Source organism: Mycobacterium sp. NGS49 (assembly GCF_059812565.1).
This window is the reverse complement of sequence record NZ_JCALCX010000032.1, coordinates 1-17601: the sequence shown is the minus strand read 5'-3', so window position 1 is coordinate 17601 and position 17601 is coordinate 1. Positions and strand designations below refer to the sequence as shown.

At 70.6% G+C, this 17601-nt stretch carries 13 protein-coding genes and 1 pseudogene; 10 read left to right on the top strand and 4 right to left on the bottom strand.

The genetic code is table 11. From position 1 onward, the window contains the following. Positions 1-223: 223 nt before the first annotated feature. Positions 224-2965, bottom strand: coding sequence for a PE family protein (locus AC5Y7D_RS25395; RefSeq protein WP_499928584.1), 2742 nt, complete (start codon positions 2963-2965; stop codon positions 224-226). A gap of 347 nt (positions 2966-3312) precedes the next feature. Here AC5Y7D_RS25395 and AC5Y7D_RS25390 point away from each other — a divergent pair, with 347 nt between their 5' ends. Both AC5Y7D_RS25390 and AC5Y7D_RS25385 read left to right on the top strand, forming a co-directional pair. Next, positions 3313-4476: a CoA transferase gene (locus tag AC5Y7D_RS25390; RefSeq protein ID WP_499928608.1), complete on the top strand. Its 1164-nt coding sequence runs from the start codon at positions 3313-3315 to the stop codon at positions 4474-4476. Continuing rightward, positions 4470-5783, top strand: a complete 1314-nt coding sequence (locus AC5Y7D_RS25385) for an amidohydrolase family protein (RefSeq protein WP_499928583.1) — start codon at positions 4470-4472, stop codon at positions 5781-5783. The genes AC5Y7D_RS25390 and AC5Y7D_RS25385 overlap by 7 nt, the downstream gene beginning before the upstream one ends. Here AC5Y7D_RS25385 and AC5Y7D_RS25380 read toward each other — a convergent pair. Continuing rightward, on the bottom strand, positions 5768-6691 hold the full coding sequence (locus AC5Y7D_RS25380; RefSeq protein WP_499928582.1) for an alpha/beta hydrolase: 924 nt from the start codon (positions 6689-6691) through the stop codon (positions 5768-5770). The genes AC5Y7D_RS25385 and AC5Y7D_RS25380 overlap by 16 nt on opposite strands. Before the next feature lie 211 nt (positions 6692-6902). On the opposite strand from AC5Y7D_RS25380, the gene AC5Y7D_RS25375 reads away from it, so the two are divergent. From AC5Y7D_RS25375 to AC5Y7D_RS25340, 8 genes are all read left to right on the top strand, one after another. Beyond that, entirely contained in the window at positions 6903-7568 is a 666-nt protein-coding gene (locus AC5Y7D_RS25375) for a class I SAM-dependent methyltransferase (protein WP_499928581.1), read from the top strand. Next, positions 7565-8821, top strand: a complete 1257-nt coding sequence (locus tag AC5Y7D_RS25370) for a molybdopterin-dependent oxidoreductase (protein ID WP_499928580.1) — start codon at positions 7565-7567, stop codon at positions 8819-8821. Before AC5Y7D_RS25375 ends, AC5Y7D_RS25370 begins: the two co-directional genes overlap by 4 nt. Beyond that, complete coding sequence (locus AC5Y7D_RS25365) at positions 8818-9327, top strand: hypothetical protein (protein WP_499928579.1); 510 nt, start codon at positions 8818-8820, stop codon at positions 9325-9327. The genes AC5Y7D_RS25370 and AC5Y7D_RS25365 overlap by 4 nt, the downstream gene beginning before the upstream one ends. A 40-nt stretch (positions 9328-9367) precedes the next feature. Beyond that, positions 9368-10567 (top strand): alpha/beta hydrolase fold domain-containing protein, encoded by a 1200-nt coding sequence (locus tag AC5Y7D_RS25360; RefSeq protein ID WP_499928578.1) that lies wholly within the window; start codon positions 9368-9370, stop codon positions 10565-10567. 43 nt (positions 10568-10610) lie between these two features. After that, positions 10611-12020, top strand: coding sequence for a WS/DGAT/MGAT family O-acyltransferase (locus tag AC5Y7D_RS25355; protein ID WP_499928577.1), 1410 nt, complete (start codon positions 10611-10613; stop codon positions 12018-12020). A 49-nt stretch (positions 12021-12069) separates the two neighbouring features. After that, positions 12070-12858 (top strand): crotonase/enoyl-CoA hydratase family protein, encoded by a 789-nt coding sequence (locus AC5Y7D_RS25350; RefSeq protein WP_499928607.1) that lies wholly within the window; start codon positions 12070-12072, stop codon positions 12856-12858. Between the two features lie 108 nt (positions 12859-12966). Continuing rightward, positions 12967-14454, top strand: coding sequence for a class I adenylate-forming enzyme family protein (locus AC5Y7D_RS25345; RefSeq protein WP_499928576.1), 1488 nt, complete (start codon positions 12967-12969; stop codon positions 14452-14454). After that, the gene (locus tag AC5Y7D_RS25340; protein ID WP_499928575.1) at positions 14451-14747 is read left to right on the top strand and encodes a hypothetical protein; all 297 of its coding nucleotides are present in this window, start codon (positions 14451-14453) and stop codon (positions 14745-14747) included. Before AC5Y7D_RS25345 ends, AC5Y7D_RS25340 begins: the two co-directional genes overlap by 4 nt. A gap of 17 nt (positions 14748-14764) precedes the next feature. Here the strand turns inward: AC5Y7D_RS25340 and AC5Y7D_RS25335 are convergent, their stop codons facing one another. Further along, positions 14765-16690 (bottom strand): PE family protein, encoded by a 1926-nt coding sequence (locus AC5Y7D_RS25335; protein WP_499928574.1) that lies wholly within the window; start codon positions 16688-16690, stop codon positions 14765-14767. Between the two features lie 178 nt (positions 16691-16868). Next, positions 16869-17601 (bottom strand): annotated as a pseudogene (locus AC5Y7D_RS25330) (PE family protein); the annotation flags it as partial.

Here is a 17601-nt window from a genome sequence, read left to right as displayed (position 1 = left end):
GATACGACGATAACTGGAAATCAGGAAGAACAAACTGGCTTTTGCCTAAAAAGGCACTAAGTCATCCAAAAAGTTTTCAACGAGTGGTCTACGCCACAGTCAGGCCATTGGAGATCGGCGTTTCGTGCGCATGCGGCGCCATGTACGGGAAAACCCAGTACTCGCGGTCCTCAAACGCGCCCGGTAACGGCGACGGAGCTGCGGTCGTTCGCATAACCGCCGGTCAGGCAGAACTTCCGGGAGCTCCGGACTGGCCGAATATGCCGCCGCGACCGCCGCCGCCACCGCTTCCGGTGGTCCCGTCCGGAGTGCCGCTGCCACCGCTGCCACCGCTGCCACCGTTTCCGCCGTTGCCGATGAAGGTCGAGTTGCCGCCGCTACCCCCGTTGCCACCGGGGCCACCCGCAGCACCGCTCAGGTTGTCGCCGCCGGCCCCGCCCACGCCGCCGGCGCCGCCGTTGCCGTAGATGAATCCGCTGTTGCCCGCGGCGCCGCCATACCCGCCGGCAGCTCCCGCTCCGCTGGCATCGGTTCCGTCGCCCGCGGCACCGCCGGCCCCGCCGGCGCCGCCGTTGCCCAGCAGGAATGTCGATGCGCCGGCGCCGCCGTGACCGCCCGCACCGCCGGTCGCGGTGGGTCCGCCGACGCCCCCGGCGCCGCCCGCCCCGCCGGAGGCGCCGTTGCCGAAGATGAATCCGCTGCCGCCGGCATTGCCACCTCGGCCACCCGCGCCGGCCGCGCTGTCGACGGCATCGCCGCCGCTGCCGCCGGCGCCGCCGCTGCCGCCGCTGCCGAAGATCCTGGCCGTGCCGCCGCTGCCGCCGCTCCCGCCGTTACCGGCCGCCGCGAGGAGGGTGTCGTGCCCGCCTGCGCCGCCCGTTCCGCCGTCCCCGCCGAGGCCCCAGATCCAGCCGGCGTCCCCGCCGGCGCCGCCGGCGCCGCCGTTTCCGGAACCGGCAGTGGTGACCAGTCCGGCGCCGCCGGCACCACCGTTGCCGCCGAAGCCGAACAACAGTCCGGCGCTGCCGCCGGTGCCGCCGGCGAAGCCGTTCCCGTCGGCGATCGTCGATATGCCGGTACTGCCCGCGCCGCCGTTCCCGCCGCTGCCGAGCAGCCAGGATCGTCCACCGGCGCCGCCGTTGGACGCAAGCTCGACGCCCCCGTTGCCGCCGTTGCCGCCATCGCCGAACAACAGTCCGCCGTTGGCGCCGGAGCGGCCGGTGCCGCCGTCGCCGCCGCTGCCGATCAGTAGTCCTGCCCGCCCTGCGGTGCCGCCGATCACGCCGTTTCCGCCGTTGCCGCCGTTGCCGAGCAACCAGGAGTTTCCACCGCCGCCACCGATGCCGTCACCGGCTCCGCCGGCCCCGCCACTTCCGCCGGCCGCGCCGCTTCCGAGCAGGAACCCGGCATTGCCGCCACCGCCGCCGTTGCCGCCGAGGCCGTTGGTGCTGCTTCCGCCGCTCCCGCCGATGCCACCCCTGCCGAGTAACCAGGCGTTACCTGCCGTGCCGCCGTTGCCCGCCGTGCCGCCGGCGAAAGTAGTCGAACCGCCGTGTCCGCCGGAGCCGCCGGTACCCAGTAGGAAGCCGCCATTGGCCCCGACGCCGCCGGCCCCGCCGACACCACTGACGCTGCTGCCCCCGGACCCGCCGGAGCCGCCTTCGCCCAGCAGCCAGGCGTTACCGCCGGCCCCGCCGGCCCCGCCGGCCCCGCTGCCGCCGAGGTTGGCCCCGCCGTTGCCGCCTACGCCGCCGCTACCGAGCAGCAGACCACCTGTTGCTCCGGCGCCGCCGGCGCCTCCGGAGCCGCCCATGCTGCTGCCGCCGGCCGCGCCGTTGCCGCCATAACCGATCAGAACGGCGGCCCCGCCCGCTCCACCCGCGCCGGCGTCGGCGCCGGCGCTGCTTCCGCCGGCTCCGCCGTGCCCGCCGAGACCCACCAGCCAGGCGTTACCGCCGATGCCGCCGGCGCCGCCGGCGCCGCTGCCCGCGGCGTCACCGCCGGCGCCACCCGAGCCCGCAATGCCCAGTACGGCGTTGCCACCGGCGCCGCCGGCGCCACCCGCGCCGAGCAACGTGCCGTCGCCGCCGGCGCCGCCGAATCCGGCATTGCCCAACAGCCCGGCGTTGGCGCCGGCACCGCCCGTTCCGCCGGCACCGTTGCCCAGGGCGCTGCCGCCGGCACCGCCGAATCCGCCGTTGCCGTACAACAGGCCGGCGCCACCACCGGCCGCCCCGGCGCCGCCGTCAGCGGTCAGGCTGGACCCGCCGATCCCACCGGCCCCGCCGCTGCCCAGCAGACGCGCCGCACCACCGACTCCGCCGAGGCCGCCGACGCCCAGTCCGCCCGTGTTGCTTCCGCCGGCGCCGCCGGCGCCGCCGTTGCCGTACAGCCAGCCGCCAGTGCCTCCGGCGCCACCGGCCCCGGCACTGCCCGTCGCCGAATTTCCGCCGGCGCCGCCGGCGCCGCCGTGGCCGATCAGTCCGGCCGATCCGCCGGCCCCACCGGCTGAGCCCGCCGCGCCGGATCCGCCGTTACCGCCGCTGCCGTACAGGTAGCCGCCTGGTTGACCGGCGCCACCGATCCCGTCGATGCCGTTGGCGCCGTCGCCGATGAGCGGGCGTCCGAACAGCGTCTCGGTGGGCCAGTTGACCAGGTCGATCAGCGGCTGCAGCGGAGATGCGGCGGCGGCCTCGGCGGCGGTGTAGGCAGTCGCGCCGGACGAGAGGGCCTGGATGAAACGGGTATTGAAGGCCGTCGCTTGTGCGCTGATGCTCTGGTAGGCCTGGCCGTGGGTGCCGAACAGCGCCGCGATCGCGGCTGATACCTCGTCCTGCGCTGCGGCCAGCACTTCGGTGGTAGACGCCGCCGCGGTCGCGTTGGCCTGGTCCAGCGTCGCGCCCAGACCTGCCAACTGCGACACCGCTCCGGAGAGCAGCTCCGGCGTTGCAACTACGTAAGACATGGGAACCACCAACTAGCTAGGACGACCACAGAGGTCGTTGAGGGTCCCCCGGTCATGCTGTTCGGCTAAGCCGATACGAACCATAGCGGGATTTGCCGCAAAACAAACTAGCTTTCTGTTAAATCAACCTAAATCGGTCAATTGGTCTCGCAAAGACGTGACTAGCATCACATGGGTAACACCGTCGCGGCGACAACCGGTGAATCTTCGGTTCTGACGCCGAGACTATGACTGTCGGTACTGCCGGTCCACCTCGATCACCGGCCGAATCTGCTTCGGTGCAGGAGCTTCGAGGCCCCCCGGGCCAGACCCAGGCGCCCCCGAGCAACCATGGTGTGGTGAGTTCGATGCCGCCCCGGTGTGCCAACGAGCATATCCGCGCCTGGGGGCACAGTGGCCTGGCCTACCTCACCGGTCTGCCCGGCGGCACCCCCGACTTCTCCCGCGCCAACGTCCTCGGCAAAGCCCGCGCAACGGCTCCGGACGCCGCGGCCCTGCTGACCGGCCGCGCGGGCCTGCTCGGCCTGACCCGCACGGGGCGGGTATCGGCCGGCGGCGCCACCCGGTTGATGGCCGCACGTGACGCCTGGTGTGCGATGACGCTGTCCCGGCCCGACGACGTCGCCGCCGTTCCCGCCCTGCTGTCCACGGGCACCACGACGCCAGACCCATGGGCGGCGCTGCAGCGCTGGGCGGCTGACCGCCCGGCGGCGGAGGTCGTTGAGCGCGCGGCGCTGCTCGACATCCCGGCGGCCGTGCTGGGGGAGGCCGTCGCGGCGCCACCGCGGATCCGCGCGACGGCTCCGCGCGCACCGGCCACCGGTGCCGCCGGGCTACTGGTGGCCGACCTGTCCTCGATGTGGGCGGGCCCGCTGTGCGGGCAGTTGCTGGCCCGGGCGGGTGCCACCGTGGTCAAAGTGGAAAGTCCCGTTCGGCCCGACGGCACCCGGGCCGGCAACCGCACCTTCTTCGACTGGATCAACGGCGGGAAGCTGTCCTACTGCCTGGACTTCGACCGGCAAGCCGAAGAGTTGCGAAACCTGCTGGCGGTTGCCGACATCGTGATCGAAGGGTCGCGGCCGGACGCACTGCCGCGCCGCCGCCTGGGTCCCGACGACGTGGCGCCGCGGACCGGCCGAATCTGGCTGCGGATCAGCGGTCATGGGCAGGGATCGCGACGGCCGGCCTTCGGTGACGACGCCGCGGTGGCCGGCGGCCTGGTCGGCGCCGGTCCGGTGTTCTGCGGTGACGCCATCGCCGACCCGTTAGCGGGGCTAGAGGCCGGTCGCGCGGTGTTGGACTCGTTGGGTCGCGGCGGCGGCGAACTCATCGAGGTCGCGATGGCCGCGGTCGCCGCGACCTACGCGGAGCTGCCCGCCGGCCCGGTGCAATCCCACCACCGGGTGCTGCGCCCCGCGGCGCCCGAGGTGACCGGCACGGCCTCCGGGTTGGGGGCCGACAATGACCTGGTACGCCACCTGGTGGCCGAAAGGCGTTGTCTGCCATGCTGATCAAGCGGGCCACCCTCATCGATGGAACCAGCACCGACATCCGGGTGGGTGCCCGCATCGAAGAGGTGCGCCAGGGCCTGGCCCCGCGGCCGGGCGAGGGTGTGCTCGACGCCGGCGGCGGTACCGTGCTGCCCGGCCTGCACGACCACCACGTGCATTTGCATTCGGCCGCGGCCGCATTGGATTCGCTTGCCGTTGGGCCGCCCAGTGTGCGTACCAGAGATCAACTGGTGCACACCCTCGCCAATGCCGTGCCGGGCCCCGACGGCTGGATCCGCGCCGTCGGCTACCACGAATCGGTCGCCGGAGAACTGGACCGGACCACTCTGGATGCGGTGCTGGCCGATGTCCCGGTGCGGGTTCAGCACCGCAGCGGAGCGTTGTGGATGCTCAACTCCGCCGCGTTGGGACGCGTCGGCCTCGCCGGTCACCCCGACGGCCGGTTGCGCGCCGCCGATCCGTGGTCGCGGGCGCTGCGGGACGCGGCGCTGCGGCGGGAAACGGATCTGGCCGAACTGAGCCGGCGAATCACGGCGACCGGCGTGACCGGAGTCACCGACGCCACCCCCGACCTCGACGTCGAGGGTCTGGTGTCGCTGATGATGGCGCACCGCAGCGGCGAATTCCGGCCCGGTATCCGGGTGTTGGTGCCGGGCAAGATGATCCTGCACGACGACCGGCTGGACTTGGACGCGCTGACGCAGTGGATCGCCGACCGGCATCGCGTCGGTCAGCCCGTCGCGGTGCACTGCGTGACGGCAGCTCAGCTGCTGGTGACGATCGCCGCGTTGCGCGCCGCCGGAAGCCATCCGTTGGACCGCATCGAACACGCCGCGGTGGTACCCGACGACAACCTTGGTGAGCTGGCCGACCTCGGAGTCACCGTCGTCACCCAGCCCAATTTCGTTGCCGAGCGCGGTGATCAGTACCTGGCCGAGGTCCCGGACCACGAACAAGACCAGCTCTGGCGGGTCGCCTCGCTGCGTAAAGCGAACATCCCCGTCGCGCTGTCCACCGACATGCCGTTCGGCAACGGCGATCCATGGGCGGCGATGCGGGCCGCGGTGTCGCGCACCACGCCGAGCGGCGCGGTGCTCAACGCGAGTGAACGTGTCTCGCCCCGAACGGCTTTGACCATGTTCCTGGGCTGGTCGGACCGGCCGGACCGGCCGCGCACCGTGGAGATCGGGGAACCGGGGGACCTGTGTGTGCTGTCCGAGCCGCCCCTGACGGTGTTGGCCGAGTTGGATGCCGCGCTGGTGGCGGCCACCCTCATCAGGGGCGAACTCGTCTACTTCGCGATGTGACCGGTCAACACCGGCCGCAGCGCGTCGCACTGCATCCGGAAAAACTGTTGCGACACCGGCAGTTTCGCCGCCACCAGGTCGAAGCCGTGGAACGCCCCGGGAATGAGTTCCACCTGGCACGGCACGCCGGCCTCGGCCAGTCGCCGTGCGTACTCGACGTCCTCCTCGTGGAAGAGGTCGTGGGTGCCGACGCCGATCCAGGCCGGCGCCACCCCGCTCAGGTCGGCGCGCCGGGCAGGCACCGCAACCTCCGGGTCGGCGCCGCCGAGATAGGAGGTCCAGCCGAATCGGTTCGCGCGCGGATCCCACAACCGGTGATTCGGGTCGGGGGGCGCGGCCGAACTGCGGTCGTCCAGCATGGGATAGACCAACAGCTGGAACACCGGCGCGACGGAGCCGGGCTGGGAGCGCCGGTCCCGGGCCAGCAACGCCAGCGCGGCGGCCAGTCCGCCGCCGGCGCTGGCCCCGCCGATCGCCACCCGGGCGGAATCCACCGCCGGCAGGGTGGCCAGCCAGCTCAGCGCCGCGTAGCAGTCCTCGAGCGGGGCGGGGTAGGGGTGCTCGGGTGCCAGCCGGTAGTCCACCGAAGCCACCGTGATGTCCAGCTCTTTGCTGAACCGCAGGCATAACGCGTCGTCCTGCTTCGCCGAACCGAACACGTATCCGCCGCCGTGGATCCACAGCAGCGCGGGGGCCGGTTCGGTGCGGCCCGCGGGCCGGTAGAGCCGGACACCGCCGCCCGAGGCCAGCGTGAGCACTTCGACGCCGGTCGGCGTCGGGCCCAGGGTCATCAGCCTGGTAACCCGCCGCATCAGCGGCAATAGCCGGGGACCGGCCAGTCGCCGCGGTGCCAGGCGCGCAATCCGGCGCAAGTCGGGGTGGACATCGTCATTCACAGCGGCCGACACTGTTTCAGTATCCAACTCGGTCAATCTGGCGGTGCGTCGGCACCGAATCACCAAGGTGAACATTTCGCGTTCGCCGAGCCAAAGCATTGACAGCGGCGGGTGTAGCCGGCCGGGGAACCGGGTATCGAAAGTTCTGTCGGTGGACGCGGTTTTGCCAGGGGCCGCTGCGCGTTCGCGCAACGTGGTCGATCACGATGCGAGGAGCGGGTAAATGCTTGGCCATCTGTACGAGCGGGCGCTCGGTGGTGAACGTTGTTGGATCCGGCACGACGACGGCGAGGTGCGCCCGCTGCCTGCTCACCGCTGGCTGCCCGCCGCCGATCGCGCCACCGACGAGCAAAGCGCCGGCGAACGGGCCTGCGACGAGGCGTTCGATGAGGCCGTCGCCCAGTTGTGCAGCGGTCCGACCATCGAATTGGGATGCGGACCGGCACGGCTGGTGGCGCGGCTGGTGCAACGGGGCATACCGGCCCTGGGTATCGACCGTTCGGCCACCGCGATCCAACTTGCCAGCCGGTGCGGCGCTCCGGCACTGCTCGGCGACGTTTTCGAGCCGCTGCCCGGCACCGGCCGCTGGCAGACGGTGTTACTGGTCGACGGCAACGTCGGTCTGGGCGGTGACCCGAGTCGCATCCTGGGCCGGGCCGCCGAGTTGCTGGGCCGCGGCGGCCGGTGCGTCGCCGAGTTCGATACCGGCGCCGTCGGAATCCAGGGGCGTTGGGTGCGGCTGGAGTCCGGTCGTGAGGTCGGCCCCTGGTTTCGCTGGGCATCGGTCGGTGTGGACAGCGCCGCCTCGCTTGCGGCGCAGGTTGGCCTTACGCTGACGGGCGTGCGGATGATCGGCGGGAGGGTGATCGCAACGCTGGCTGCGCTGTGAGATCACTAGCGAAACGTTTCAGCAGCCCGCTGCGCGGACCCTGGCTGACGTCGGTGTTCGGGTTGGCGCTGCTGGTCGCCCTGCCGATCGTCATCCTCACCGGCCTACTGTCCTATATCGCCTACGCCCCGCAATTCGGCCAGGCCATCCCGGCCGACGTGGGCTGGCTGCGGCTGCCGCTGTTCAGCTGGCCCACCCGGCCGTCCTGGCTCTACCGGCTGACCCAGGGACTGCACGTGGGTCTCGGGCTGCTGATCATTCCGGTGGTGCTGGCCAAGCTGTGGTCGGTGATTCCGAAACTGTTCGACTGGCCGCCCGCCCGCTCGCCGGCCCAGCTGGCCGAGCGTGTCTCGTTGCTGATGCTGGTCGGGGGCGTGCTGTTCGAGATCGTCACCGGTGTGCTCAACATCCAGTACGACTACATCTTCGGGTTCAGCTTCTACGACGCGCACTACTTCGGAGCCTGGGTCTTCATCACCGGATTCCTGATGCATATCGCGCTCAAGATTCCGCACATGATCGCCGGGCTGCGGTCGTTGTCGATGCGAGAAGTCTTGCGCACCAACGTCGCCGACACTCGCGCACAGCCACCCGACGCGCATGGGCTGGTGGCCGCCGAGCCGGCGGAGCCGACCATGAGCCGGCGCGGCGCGCTGGCCCTGGTGGGCTCCGGCGTGCTGCTGCTGGCGGTGCTGACCGCCGGACAGACGCTCGGCGGACCGGCGCGCAGCGTCGCGCTGCTCATGCCTCGCGGCCGGCCGGCTCCGGGGCGCCGGGATTTTCCGGTCAACAAGACCGCGTCGGTCGCCGGCATCACCGAGGCGGCGGTGGGGCCCGACTGGCGATTGACGTTGCTGGGCGGGCCCGCCGAGGTGGTGCTGGACCGCGCCGCGCTGGGCCGGCTGCCACAACGCACCGCACGGCTGCCGATCGCCTGTGTCGAAGGGTGGTCGACGGTGCAGACCTGGAGCGGGGTGCCGTTGGCCGACCTGGCGAGGTTGGCGGGCGTGCCGGCTCCGGGCTCGGCGCACGTGCGGTCGCTGCAGCGGGGCGGCGCGTTCGGCGAGGCGACCCTGGCGGCAAACCAGGTCGCCGACCCGGACGCGCTGCTGGCCCTGCGGGTCAACGGCGAGGACCTGCCCCTGGATCACGGCTATCCGGCGCGGATCATCGTGCCCGCCCTGCCCGGTGTGCACAACACCAAATGGGTCACCGCCATAAATTTCAACGCGTCGCAAGGTCACATGAAATGATCTCGCGGCCAACACTTTTCACCCGATTCTATGGTGCCCACCCGCTGCATCTGCTGACCATGCTGGCCGGGTTCGCGCTGCTGGGCTATGTGCTGGTCGCCCTGCGGCCGGCCGCGCTGTGGAATCCGGGCACCTGGTGGCAGTCGGTCGCCGTCTGGTTCGCGGCCGCGGTCATCGCGCACGACCTGGTGCTTTTCCCGATCTGCGCACTGGCCGACGCGCTGATCGGCCGCCTGGCGGGACGCCGAGGCGGGCTGCGCACCCCAATAGTCCCGGTCCGCAACTACATTCGCGTTCCGGCGCTGGGCGCCGGGCTCACCCTGCTGGTCTTCCTGCCCGGCATCATCGAGCAGGGCGCCAACACCTACCAGGCGGCGACCGGTCAGACCCAGCAGGCGTTCGCGGGCCGATGGTTGCTGCTGGTCGCCGCGTTGTTTGCCGGCAGCGCCCTCTGCTTCGTCGCAAGACGACTCGTGCTGCGCCGGCGGTGCAAAGAAACCCGCTGATGCTGGGTTACTCCCGGTCGGTAGGGGTACGCTCCCCTCCATGACGGCGACTGGACAGTCAATATCCTGCGTCAAGAGGATGCTGCGGGCCGGTCCGGCCGACTATCTGCTGGCCATGAGCCGGGCCGGGGCGTCGTTGCCGCTGGTCGGCAAGAGTTTGGAGCCGTTGGGCACCCTTGCCGCGGTGAGCCTCTGGGGCATGCGTTTCGCGCCCGAACTGGTGTCCGCATCGGCCAAGGGGAGGTTCGCTCCGGGCAGCGGTGAGCTGCGCCGTCGCGAGCGGGAGAGCACTCACGAGGTATCCATCGCGGCCCTGCGTGGAACGGTGTCGCCGGAAGAACTGGACGGCGAATGGCCCGTCGCCAACCCCGGCCCCCCGTTCTGGGAGGCGCTGCGCCGCAGCAAGTACCTGCACCGGCGCGGTGTCCACTACGGCGACCAACCCGCTCAGAGGCTGGATGTCTGGCGGCGCAAGGACCTGCCCGCCGAACCCGCGCCGGTGCTGATCTTCGTGCCCGGCGGGGCCTGGGTGCACGGCAGTACCCAGATGCAGGGAACCGCGCTGATGTCCCGCCTGGCCGAGCAGGGCTGGGTCTGCCTGGCGATCAATTACCGGGTCTCGCCGCATCACCGCTGGCCGCGCCACATCACCGACGTCAAGACCGCGATCGCCTGGGCGCGCGCCAACGTCGACCGGTTCGGTGGCGACCGCAACTTCGTCGCGGTGGCCGGTTGTTCGGCCGGCGGACACCTGGCGGCGCTGGCCGGACTCACCGACGATGACCCGAAGTACGGGGCGAAGCTGCCCGACGGCGCGGACAGCTCGGTGGATGCGGTGGTGGGGATCTACGGCCGGTACTGCTGGGAGGACCGGTCCACGCCCGAGCGGGAACGGTTCGTGCAGTTCCTCGAGCGCGTGGTGGTCCAGCGCTCGATCTCCCGCCACCCCGAGATCTTCCGCGACGCCTCGCCGATCGCCCGGGTGCACCGGGATGCCCCGCCGTTCCTGGTGATTCACGGTAGCCGCGACAGCGTGATCCCGGTCGCGCAGGCGCGTAGCTTCGTCGAGCGGCTGCGTTCGGTGTCGGCTTCGCTGGTGAGTTACGTGGAGCTGCCGGGGGCCGGCCACGGTTTCGACATGCTCGACGGGCCGCGGGCGGGCGCGATGGCCCACGCTACGTCGCTGTTCTTGAACCAGGTGCACCGCACCCGGGCGCAGTTCGCCAAAGAGGTCATCTGAAGGCGCGCCGATTGTAAGGTCGAGCTGTGGGTAGGGGGCTGCAGTGAAGCGGCTGAGCGGCTGGGACGCGGTGCTGCTCTACAGCGAGACGCCGAACGTGCATATGCACACCGTCAAGGTCGCGATCATCGAATTGGATCCGGCCAGCCGGGGTTTCACCATCGACGCCTTCCGTCAGGTGATCGCCGGCCGGATGGACAAGCTGGTCCCGCTGGGTTATCAGCTGGTCGACGTCCCATACAAGTTCCACCACCCGATGTGGCGGGAGAACTGCGAGGTTGACTTCGACTACCACATTCGTCCGTGGCGGTTGCCGGCCCCGGGCGGTCGCCGGGAACTCGACGAGGCAATCGGCCAGATCGCCAGCACCCCGCTGGACCGTGCTCATCCGCTGTGGGAAATGTATTTCGTGGAGGGCCTGGCCAACGACCGGATCGCGGTGGTGCTCAAGATCCACCACGCGCTGGCCGACGGTGTCGCCTCGGCGAACCTGATGGCACACGGCATGGACCTGGTGCCTACTCCGCAGGCCGGTTCGTACACACCCGATCCGGCGCCCACCAAGCGCGAACTGATCAACACGGCATTCGTCGACCACATGCGTCACATCAAGCGCATTCCCGGCACCCTCGCCTATACCGCGCGGGGCGTCGGCAGGGTGCGGCGCAGCTCGCGCAAGCTCTCACCCGAACTGACCATGCCGTTCACCCCGCCGCCCACCTTCATGAATCACATGCTCACCCCGGAGCGCCGGTTCGCGACCGCCACCCTGGCGTTGGCCGACGTGAAGCAGACCGGCAAGAAGCTCGGCGCGACGATCAACGACATGGTGCTGGCCATGTCCAGTGGAGCGCTGCGCAACCTGCTGTTGCGATATGACGGAAAAGCGGTGCCGCTGCTGGCCTCGGTGCCGGTCAGTTTCAACTTCGATCCAAATCGGATCTCCGGCAACTACTTCAGCGGAATGATGGTCGCGTTGCCCGCCGATGTGGACGATCCACTGCAGCGGGTGCGGGCAGCGCACGACAACGCGCTGTCCGCCAAGGAAAGCCACCAGTTGCTGGGCCCGGAATTGATCAGCCGCTGGGCCGCCTACTGGCCGCCGTCGGGTACCGAAGCCATGTTCCGCTGGTTGTCCAGCCGCGACGGGCAGAACAAGGTCCTCAACCTGAACATCTCCAACGTGCCAGGTCCCCGCGAACGCGGCCGGGTGGGCGGGGCGCTGGTGACCGAGATCTACTCGGTGGGTCCGCTGACGGCAGGCAGTGGCCTGAACATCACCGTGTGGAGTTACGTCGATCAGCTCAACATCTCGGTGCTGACCGATGGCGCCACCCTCGACGACCCGCACGAGGTGACCGATGCGATGTTGGCCGAGTTCGTCGAAATACGCAGAGCGGCAGGGCTTTCCGAAGAGCTGACGGTCGTGGAAGAAGCGATGGCGCAGGCGTGAGCCGGCGTTACACGCACCGGCGGATTCGTCACGCCCTCCGACCGCTACCATCGGCTCTGTGAGCGACGAAGCCAACACCGAACCCGAGGTCCTGGTCGAGCAGCGGGACCGGATCCTGATCATCACGATCAACCGCCCCAAGGCCAAGAACGCGATCAACGCGGCCGCCAGTCAGGGTCTGGCCGACGCCATGGATCGGCTGGACGACGACGCCGACCTCTCGGTGGCGATCCTGACCGGTGCGGGCGGCTCGTTCTGCGCCGGCATGGATCTCAAGGCATTCGCCCGCGGCGAGAATGTCGCTATCGCCGGCCGCGGCCTGGGCTTCACCGAGCGGCCGCCCGCCAAGCCGCTGATCGCGGCGGTCGAGGGGTACGCCCTGGCCGGTGGCACCGAACTGGCGCTGGCCACCGATCTGATTGTGGCGTCGAGGAACTCGGCATTCGGCATCCCGGAGGTCAAGCGCGGCCTGGTGGCCGGCGGCGGTGGCCTGCTGCGGTTGCCCGAGCGCATCCCGTACGCGATCGCCATGGAGTTGGCGCTGACCGGTGACCAACTGTCAGCCGAGCGTGCACACGAACTCGGCATGGTCAATGTGCTGGCCGAGCCCGGCGGGGCGCTGGACGCCGCCATCGCGCTGGCCGAGAAGATCACCGCGAACGGTCCACTCGCGGTGGCCGCCACCAAGCGCATCATCACCGAATCCCGGGGCTGGCCGCTGGAGAGCCGGTTCACCAAGCAGATCGAGATCCTGGCGCCGATCTTCATGTCCAACGACGCGAAGGAGGGCGCAATCGCCTTCGCCGAGAAGCGCCCGCCGCGCTGGACGGGCACCTGAGCCGGTAGCGCGAACTGTCGGCGTGGCCGGCATCGCTCAGCTCGGCCCACCCATGGGTTACACTATAGCCTAGATTTGTAAAGGGCGGGGTTCCCAGAAGGATCGAGGATGAGCATTTCGTTGCTGCTCGAAATGGCTGTGTCGGGCCATCCGGACCGCACCGCCGTGGTCTCGGGGGACCTGCGGTTGACGACGCAGCAGCTCAGCGATCTGGCCGATGGCGGCGCCGGCGTTCTGGCCGCGTCCCGGGCGCAGCACGTCGTCTACGTCGGCGCCGGCGGTGCGCTGCTGCCGCTGCTGATCTTCGCCTCGGCGCGGGCCGGGCTGCCCTTCACGCCGATCAACTACCGGCTCTCCGCGCAGGGCATCCAGGCCCTGATCCACCGGTTGCCCGAACCGCTGGTGGTCGTCGACGACCGGTACCGGGACATGATCGGCGACGCCCGGGCGCTGAGCTCCGGGGACTTCCTCACGCTGGCGCGCGGCGCCGAGGCGGCCGCTGAGTTCGCCGACCCGGAGTCGGTCGCCGTGGTGCTGTTCACCTCCGGCACCACGTCGCAACCCAAGGCCGTCGAGCTCACCCACAACAACCTCACCAGTTACATCACCGGGACGGTCGAATTCGATTCGGCCGCAACGGAGGACGCCGCGCTGATCTGTGTGCCGCCGTATCACATCGCCGGGGTCGGCGCCGCGCTGTCCAACCTGTATGCCGGCCGGAAGATGGTGTATCTGCCGAACTTCGACCCGCACCAGTGGGTGCGGCTGGCCAACGACGAGCGAGTCACCACCGCGACGGTGGTGCCGACCATGCTGGACCGCATCATCACGGTGCTCGAGACCGGCGAGCACAAGCTGACCGCGCTGCGCAACCTTGCCTATGGCGGCTCCAAAGTGGGCCTGCCGCTGGTCCGCCGGGCACTCGAGCTGTTGCCGGACGTCGGCTTCGTCAACGCCTACGGACTCACCGAAACAAGCTCGACGATCGCCGTGCTCTCACCCGATGACCACCGTGCGGCGCACCGCGCCGCCGACGCCGTGGTCGCCAGGCGGCTGGCATCGGTGGGCCGCCCGGTGCCCGGCATCGAACTGCAGATCCGCGCCGAGGACGGCACCGTGCTGGGCCCGGGGGAGACGGGGGAACTGTTCGTGCGCGGCGAGCAGGTGTCCGGCCGCTACACCGGGATCGGTTCGGTTCTCGACGAAAATGGTTGGTTCCCAACCAAAGACATCGCCACGGTGGATGAGGACGGCTACCTGTTCATCGGTGGCCGCAGCGACGACACCATCATCCGCGGCGGTGAGAACATCGCTCCGGCGGAGCTGGAGGCGGTGCTCGTCGAGCACCCCCACGTGCGCGACGTGGCGGTGGTCGGCGTCGAGGATCCGCAATGGGGCCAGGCGATCGTCGCCGTGGTGGTGCCGCGCGACGGCGTCGACCCCGACCCCGAAGAGCTCCGGGAATATGTCCGAAAGAGTTTGCGGGGGTCCCGCACGCCGGACCGAGTAGTGTTTCGCGACGAGCTGCCTACGACCGCCACCGGCAAGGTACTTCGCCGGGAGATCATCGAGAACCTAGCAGGGGTGCAATCATGATCAAGAATGGAACCCGACTGGCCAGCCAGGTGTGCGAAACCCAAGTTATCGTGGTGCGCAGCGCCGACAGCCTCGACGACCTGCGCTGCGGCGGGGCGCCGATGGTGGAGATGGGCGCGCAGCGCTCCGGCGAACTCGATCCGGCGTTCGCTGACGGCAGCGTGATGGGCAAGCGCTATGTCGACGAGACTGGCGCCGAGGTACTGGTGACCAAGCCCGGTGCGGGCAGCCTCAGCGTCGGCGACACCAAGCTTTCGCTCAAGGAGGTCAAGCCGCTGCCCGCCAGCGACTGACCCACGCCCTCGACAGTTCAGGCGCCGTCCAGGCCGGCTGTCCCGTCGACGCCGACCCACGATCCACCGCTGCCGCCCTTGCCGCCGTTGCCGCCTGACCCGGGCGTGCTGAACCCAGAAATCCCGCCGTTGCCGCCGTTGCCGCCGTTGCCGCCGTCACCGATGAGCTTCGCGTTGCCGCCGTTGCCGCCGTTGCCGCCGGTGCCGCCGGGCTCTAAGTCGCCAACTCCGCCCGTGCCGCCGGTGCCGCCGGCCCCGCCATCGCCGTACAGCAGGCCGGCGGCTCCGCCGTTGCCGCCGTTGCCGCCATTACCTGCCGGAGTATTGCCGACATTAGCGATGTTGCCGTTGCCACCCGCTCCACCATGCCCACCACTGCCGATCAGCCAGCCGCCGTTGCCGCCGTTGCCGCCGTTGCTTCCGCTGATGCCGGCTGCTGTCCCGCTTGCGCCGGCTCCGCCATGGCCGCCATTGCCGATTAGTCCACCATTCCCGCCGTTAGCACCCGCCGAGTTGAGGCTGGTCGCGCCGTTGCCGCCGTTGCCGAACAACCATCCGCCGTCAGCGCCTTCGACCAAGACGCCATTTTGCGACCCAGCGCCCGCGCTGCCACCATCGCCGATCAGCAGTCCAGCCCTGCCGGGAGCGCCGCCCTGGCCACCGGCCACGGTGTCGCCGCCGTCGCCCCCGCTGCCGAACAACAACCCGCCATTGCCGCCGGCGCCCCCGCTGCTGCCGAGGACGATCGAGCTGCCGCCGCCGCCGTTGCCGCCCTGGCCGAAGAGCCAACCGCCGTTGCCGCCGGAACCGCCCACACCTCCGAAACCGGCCGGCCCGCCGCTGCCGATCAGGACGGCGTTGCCGCCGTCGCCGCCGATTGCTGCGCTGGCGCCGCCAATCCCGCCATCGCCGAATAGCCAACCGCCGCGGCCCCCGACTCCGCCGTTGCCGCCAGCGCCACCGTTGGACCAGTTCCCGCCGCTTCCGCCGACACCGCCGTAGCCGATCAGTCCGGCATCGCCGCCGGCGCCCGCGCGACCGCCGGTGGCGGTGGCGGAGTCCCCGCCCCAGCCGCCATCCCCGCCGGAGCCGTACAGCAGCCCGCCGATGCCTCCCCTGCCTCCCGCACCGCCATTGCCGCTGGTGGCGCCTCCTCCAGTGCCGCCGGTACCACCGCTGCTAAAGAGTCCGGCGTTGCCTGCCAAGCCGCCGTTGCCGCCGGTGCCGGTGGTGGCGCTGCCGCCGCCGCCGCCTGAACCGGCGCTGCCGAACAGCCCGGCGTTACCGGCGAATCCGCCGTTACCGCCGTCGCTGCCGACTGCGGTGGTTGCGCCGCCCTGACCACCGTTCCCGCCGTTGCCGAAGAACAGGCCGCCCGCGCCGGCATTGCCGCCAGCACCGCCGGCGCCGGTGGCGCTACTGCCGCCGGCACCGCCGTGGCCGCCATTGCCGACTAATCCAGCGGCGCCGCCGCTACCTCCTGCCAGCCCGCTGCCCGCCAGTTGGTTATAGCCACTACCACCATTGCCGAAGAGCAACCCGCCGGCGCCTCCGTTTGGGTTGTTTGCGGTCCCGTCGGCGCCGTTGCCGATCAGCGGGCGGCCCAACAGCGCCTGGGTCGGCGCGTTGATGACGTCGACCAACGGTTGCAGCGGCCCGACGTTTGCGGCTTCGGCGCTCGCGTACCCGGCTGCTCCTGAACTTATTGCCTGCGCGAACTGCCGGTGGAAGGCCGTCGCTTGGGCGCTGACCGCCTGATATCGCTGCGCATGGGCACCGAAAACGGCTGCCACCGCCGCGGAAATCTCATCGGCGCCCGCGGCCAGCACTTCTGTGGTCGGCAACACCGCTGCCGCATTCGCTGCTGTCATCACCGAACCGATGTTCGCCAGATCTGCAGCCGCAGAACTCAAGAATTCCGTCGATGCCAAGACGTACGACATCCGTTCACCTCCCGACAGGCGACCATTGATCTCGCGGCAGCCTAACGCGAATTATGCAGCGCTTTGCGGCTTTTGAAGAATCGCGAACAGTGGCCGACGGGCTGACGACTACAGGGCACTGGCGGGCAGAAATCTGCGGCATAACCCCAGGCCCACAGCCGGCCGCGCCCTCGTGGGATCAGCCGTTGGGCCCGGGTGCCCCGGACAGTCCGAGCAGTCCCGCGGTGCCGCCGGCCCCGCCCTTCCCGCCCGTTCCGGCAATGGTGCCGGTGCCACCGGCGCCACCGCCCCCGCCCGGCCCACCGTTGCCGATGAAGAACGCGCGGCCGCCGTCTCCACCGTCCCCACCGGTCCCACCGGCACCGCCAAAGCTCTGGCCACCGACGCCGCCCCAGCCGCCCCACCCGCCGCTGCCGAACAGCATGCCGCCCTCGCCGGCGTCGCCGCCGTTACCGCCGGAGGCACCGATCCCAACGGGGTTGATGCCGGCGCCACCGGCACCGCCGAACCCGCCATCCCCGCCCTGGCCGATCAACTTGCTGTTGGAGCCCTGCCCGCCAAAGCCGCCGGCGCCACCGGCGGTGGTGGCACTGCCGATGCCGCCGTGGCCACCGTTGCCGCCGGAGCCGTTCACGCCGGAAATGATCCCGCTGCTGCCGGCATTGCCGCCGTTGCCACCGCGACCGCCGACAGCGGTACCCCCGGACGCTCCGCCGTCACCACCGTGGCCGCCGTTACCGCTGCTACCGAACAGCCTTGCGGAGCCGCCTTTTCCGCCGTCACCGCCATTACCGGCCGGGCCCAACGGACTGCCGCTGCCACCGTCGCCGCCCAGACCACCCCACCCGCCGTTCCCGTACAGCCACCCGCCGTTGCCGCCGGCGCCGCCGGCGCCGCCGTTGCCCGTCAGT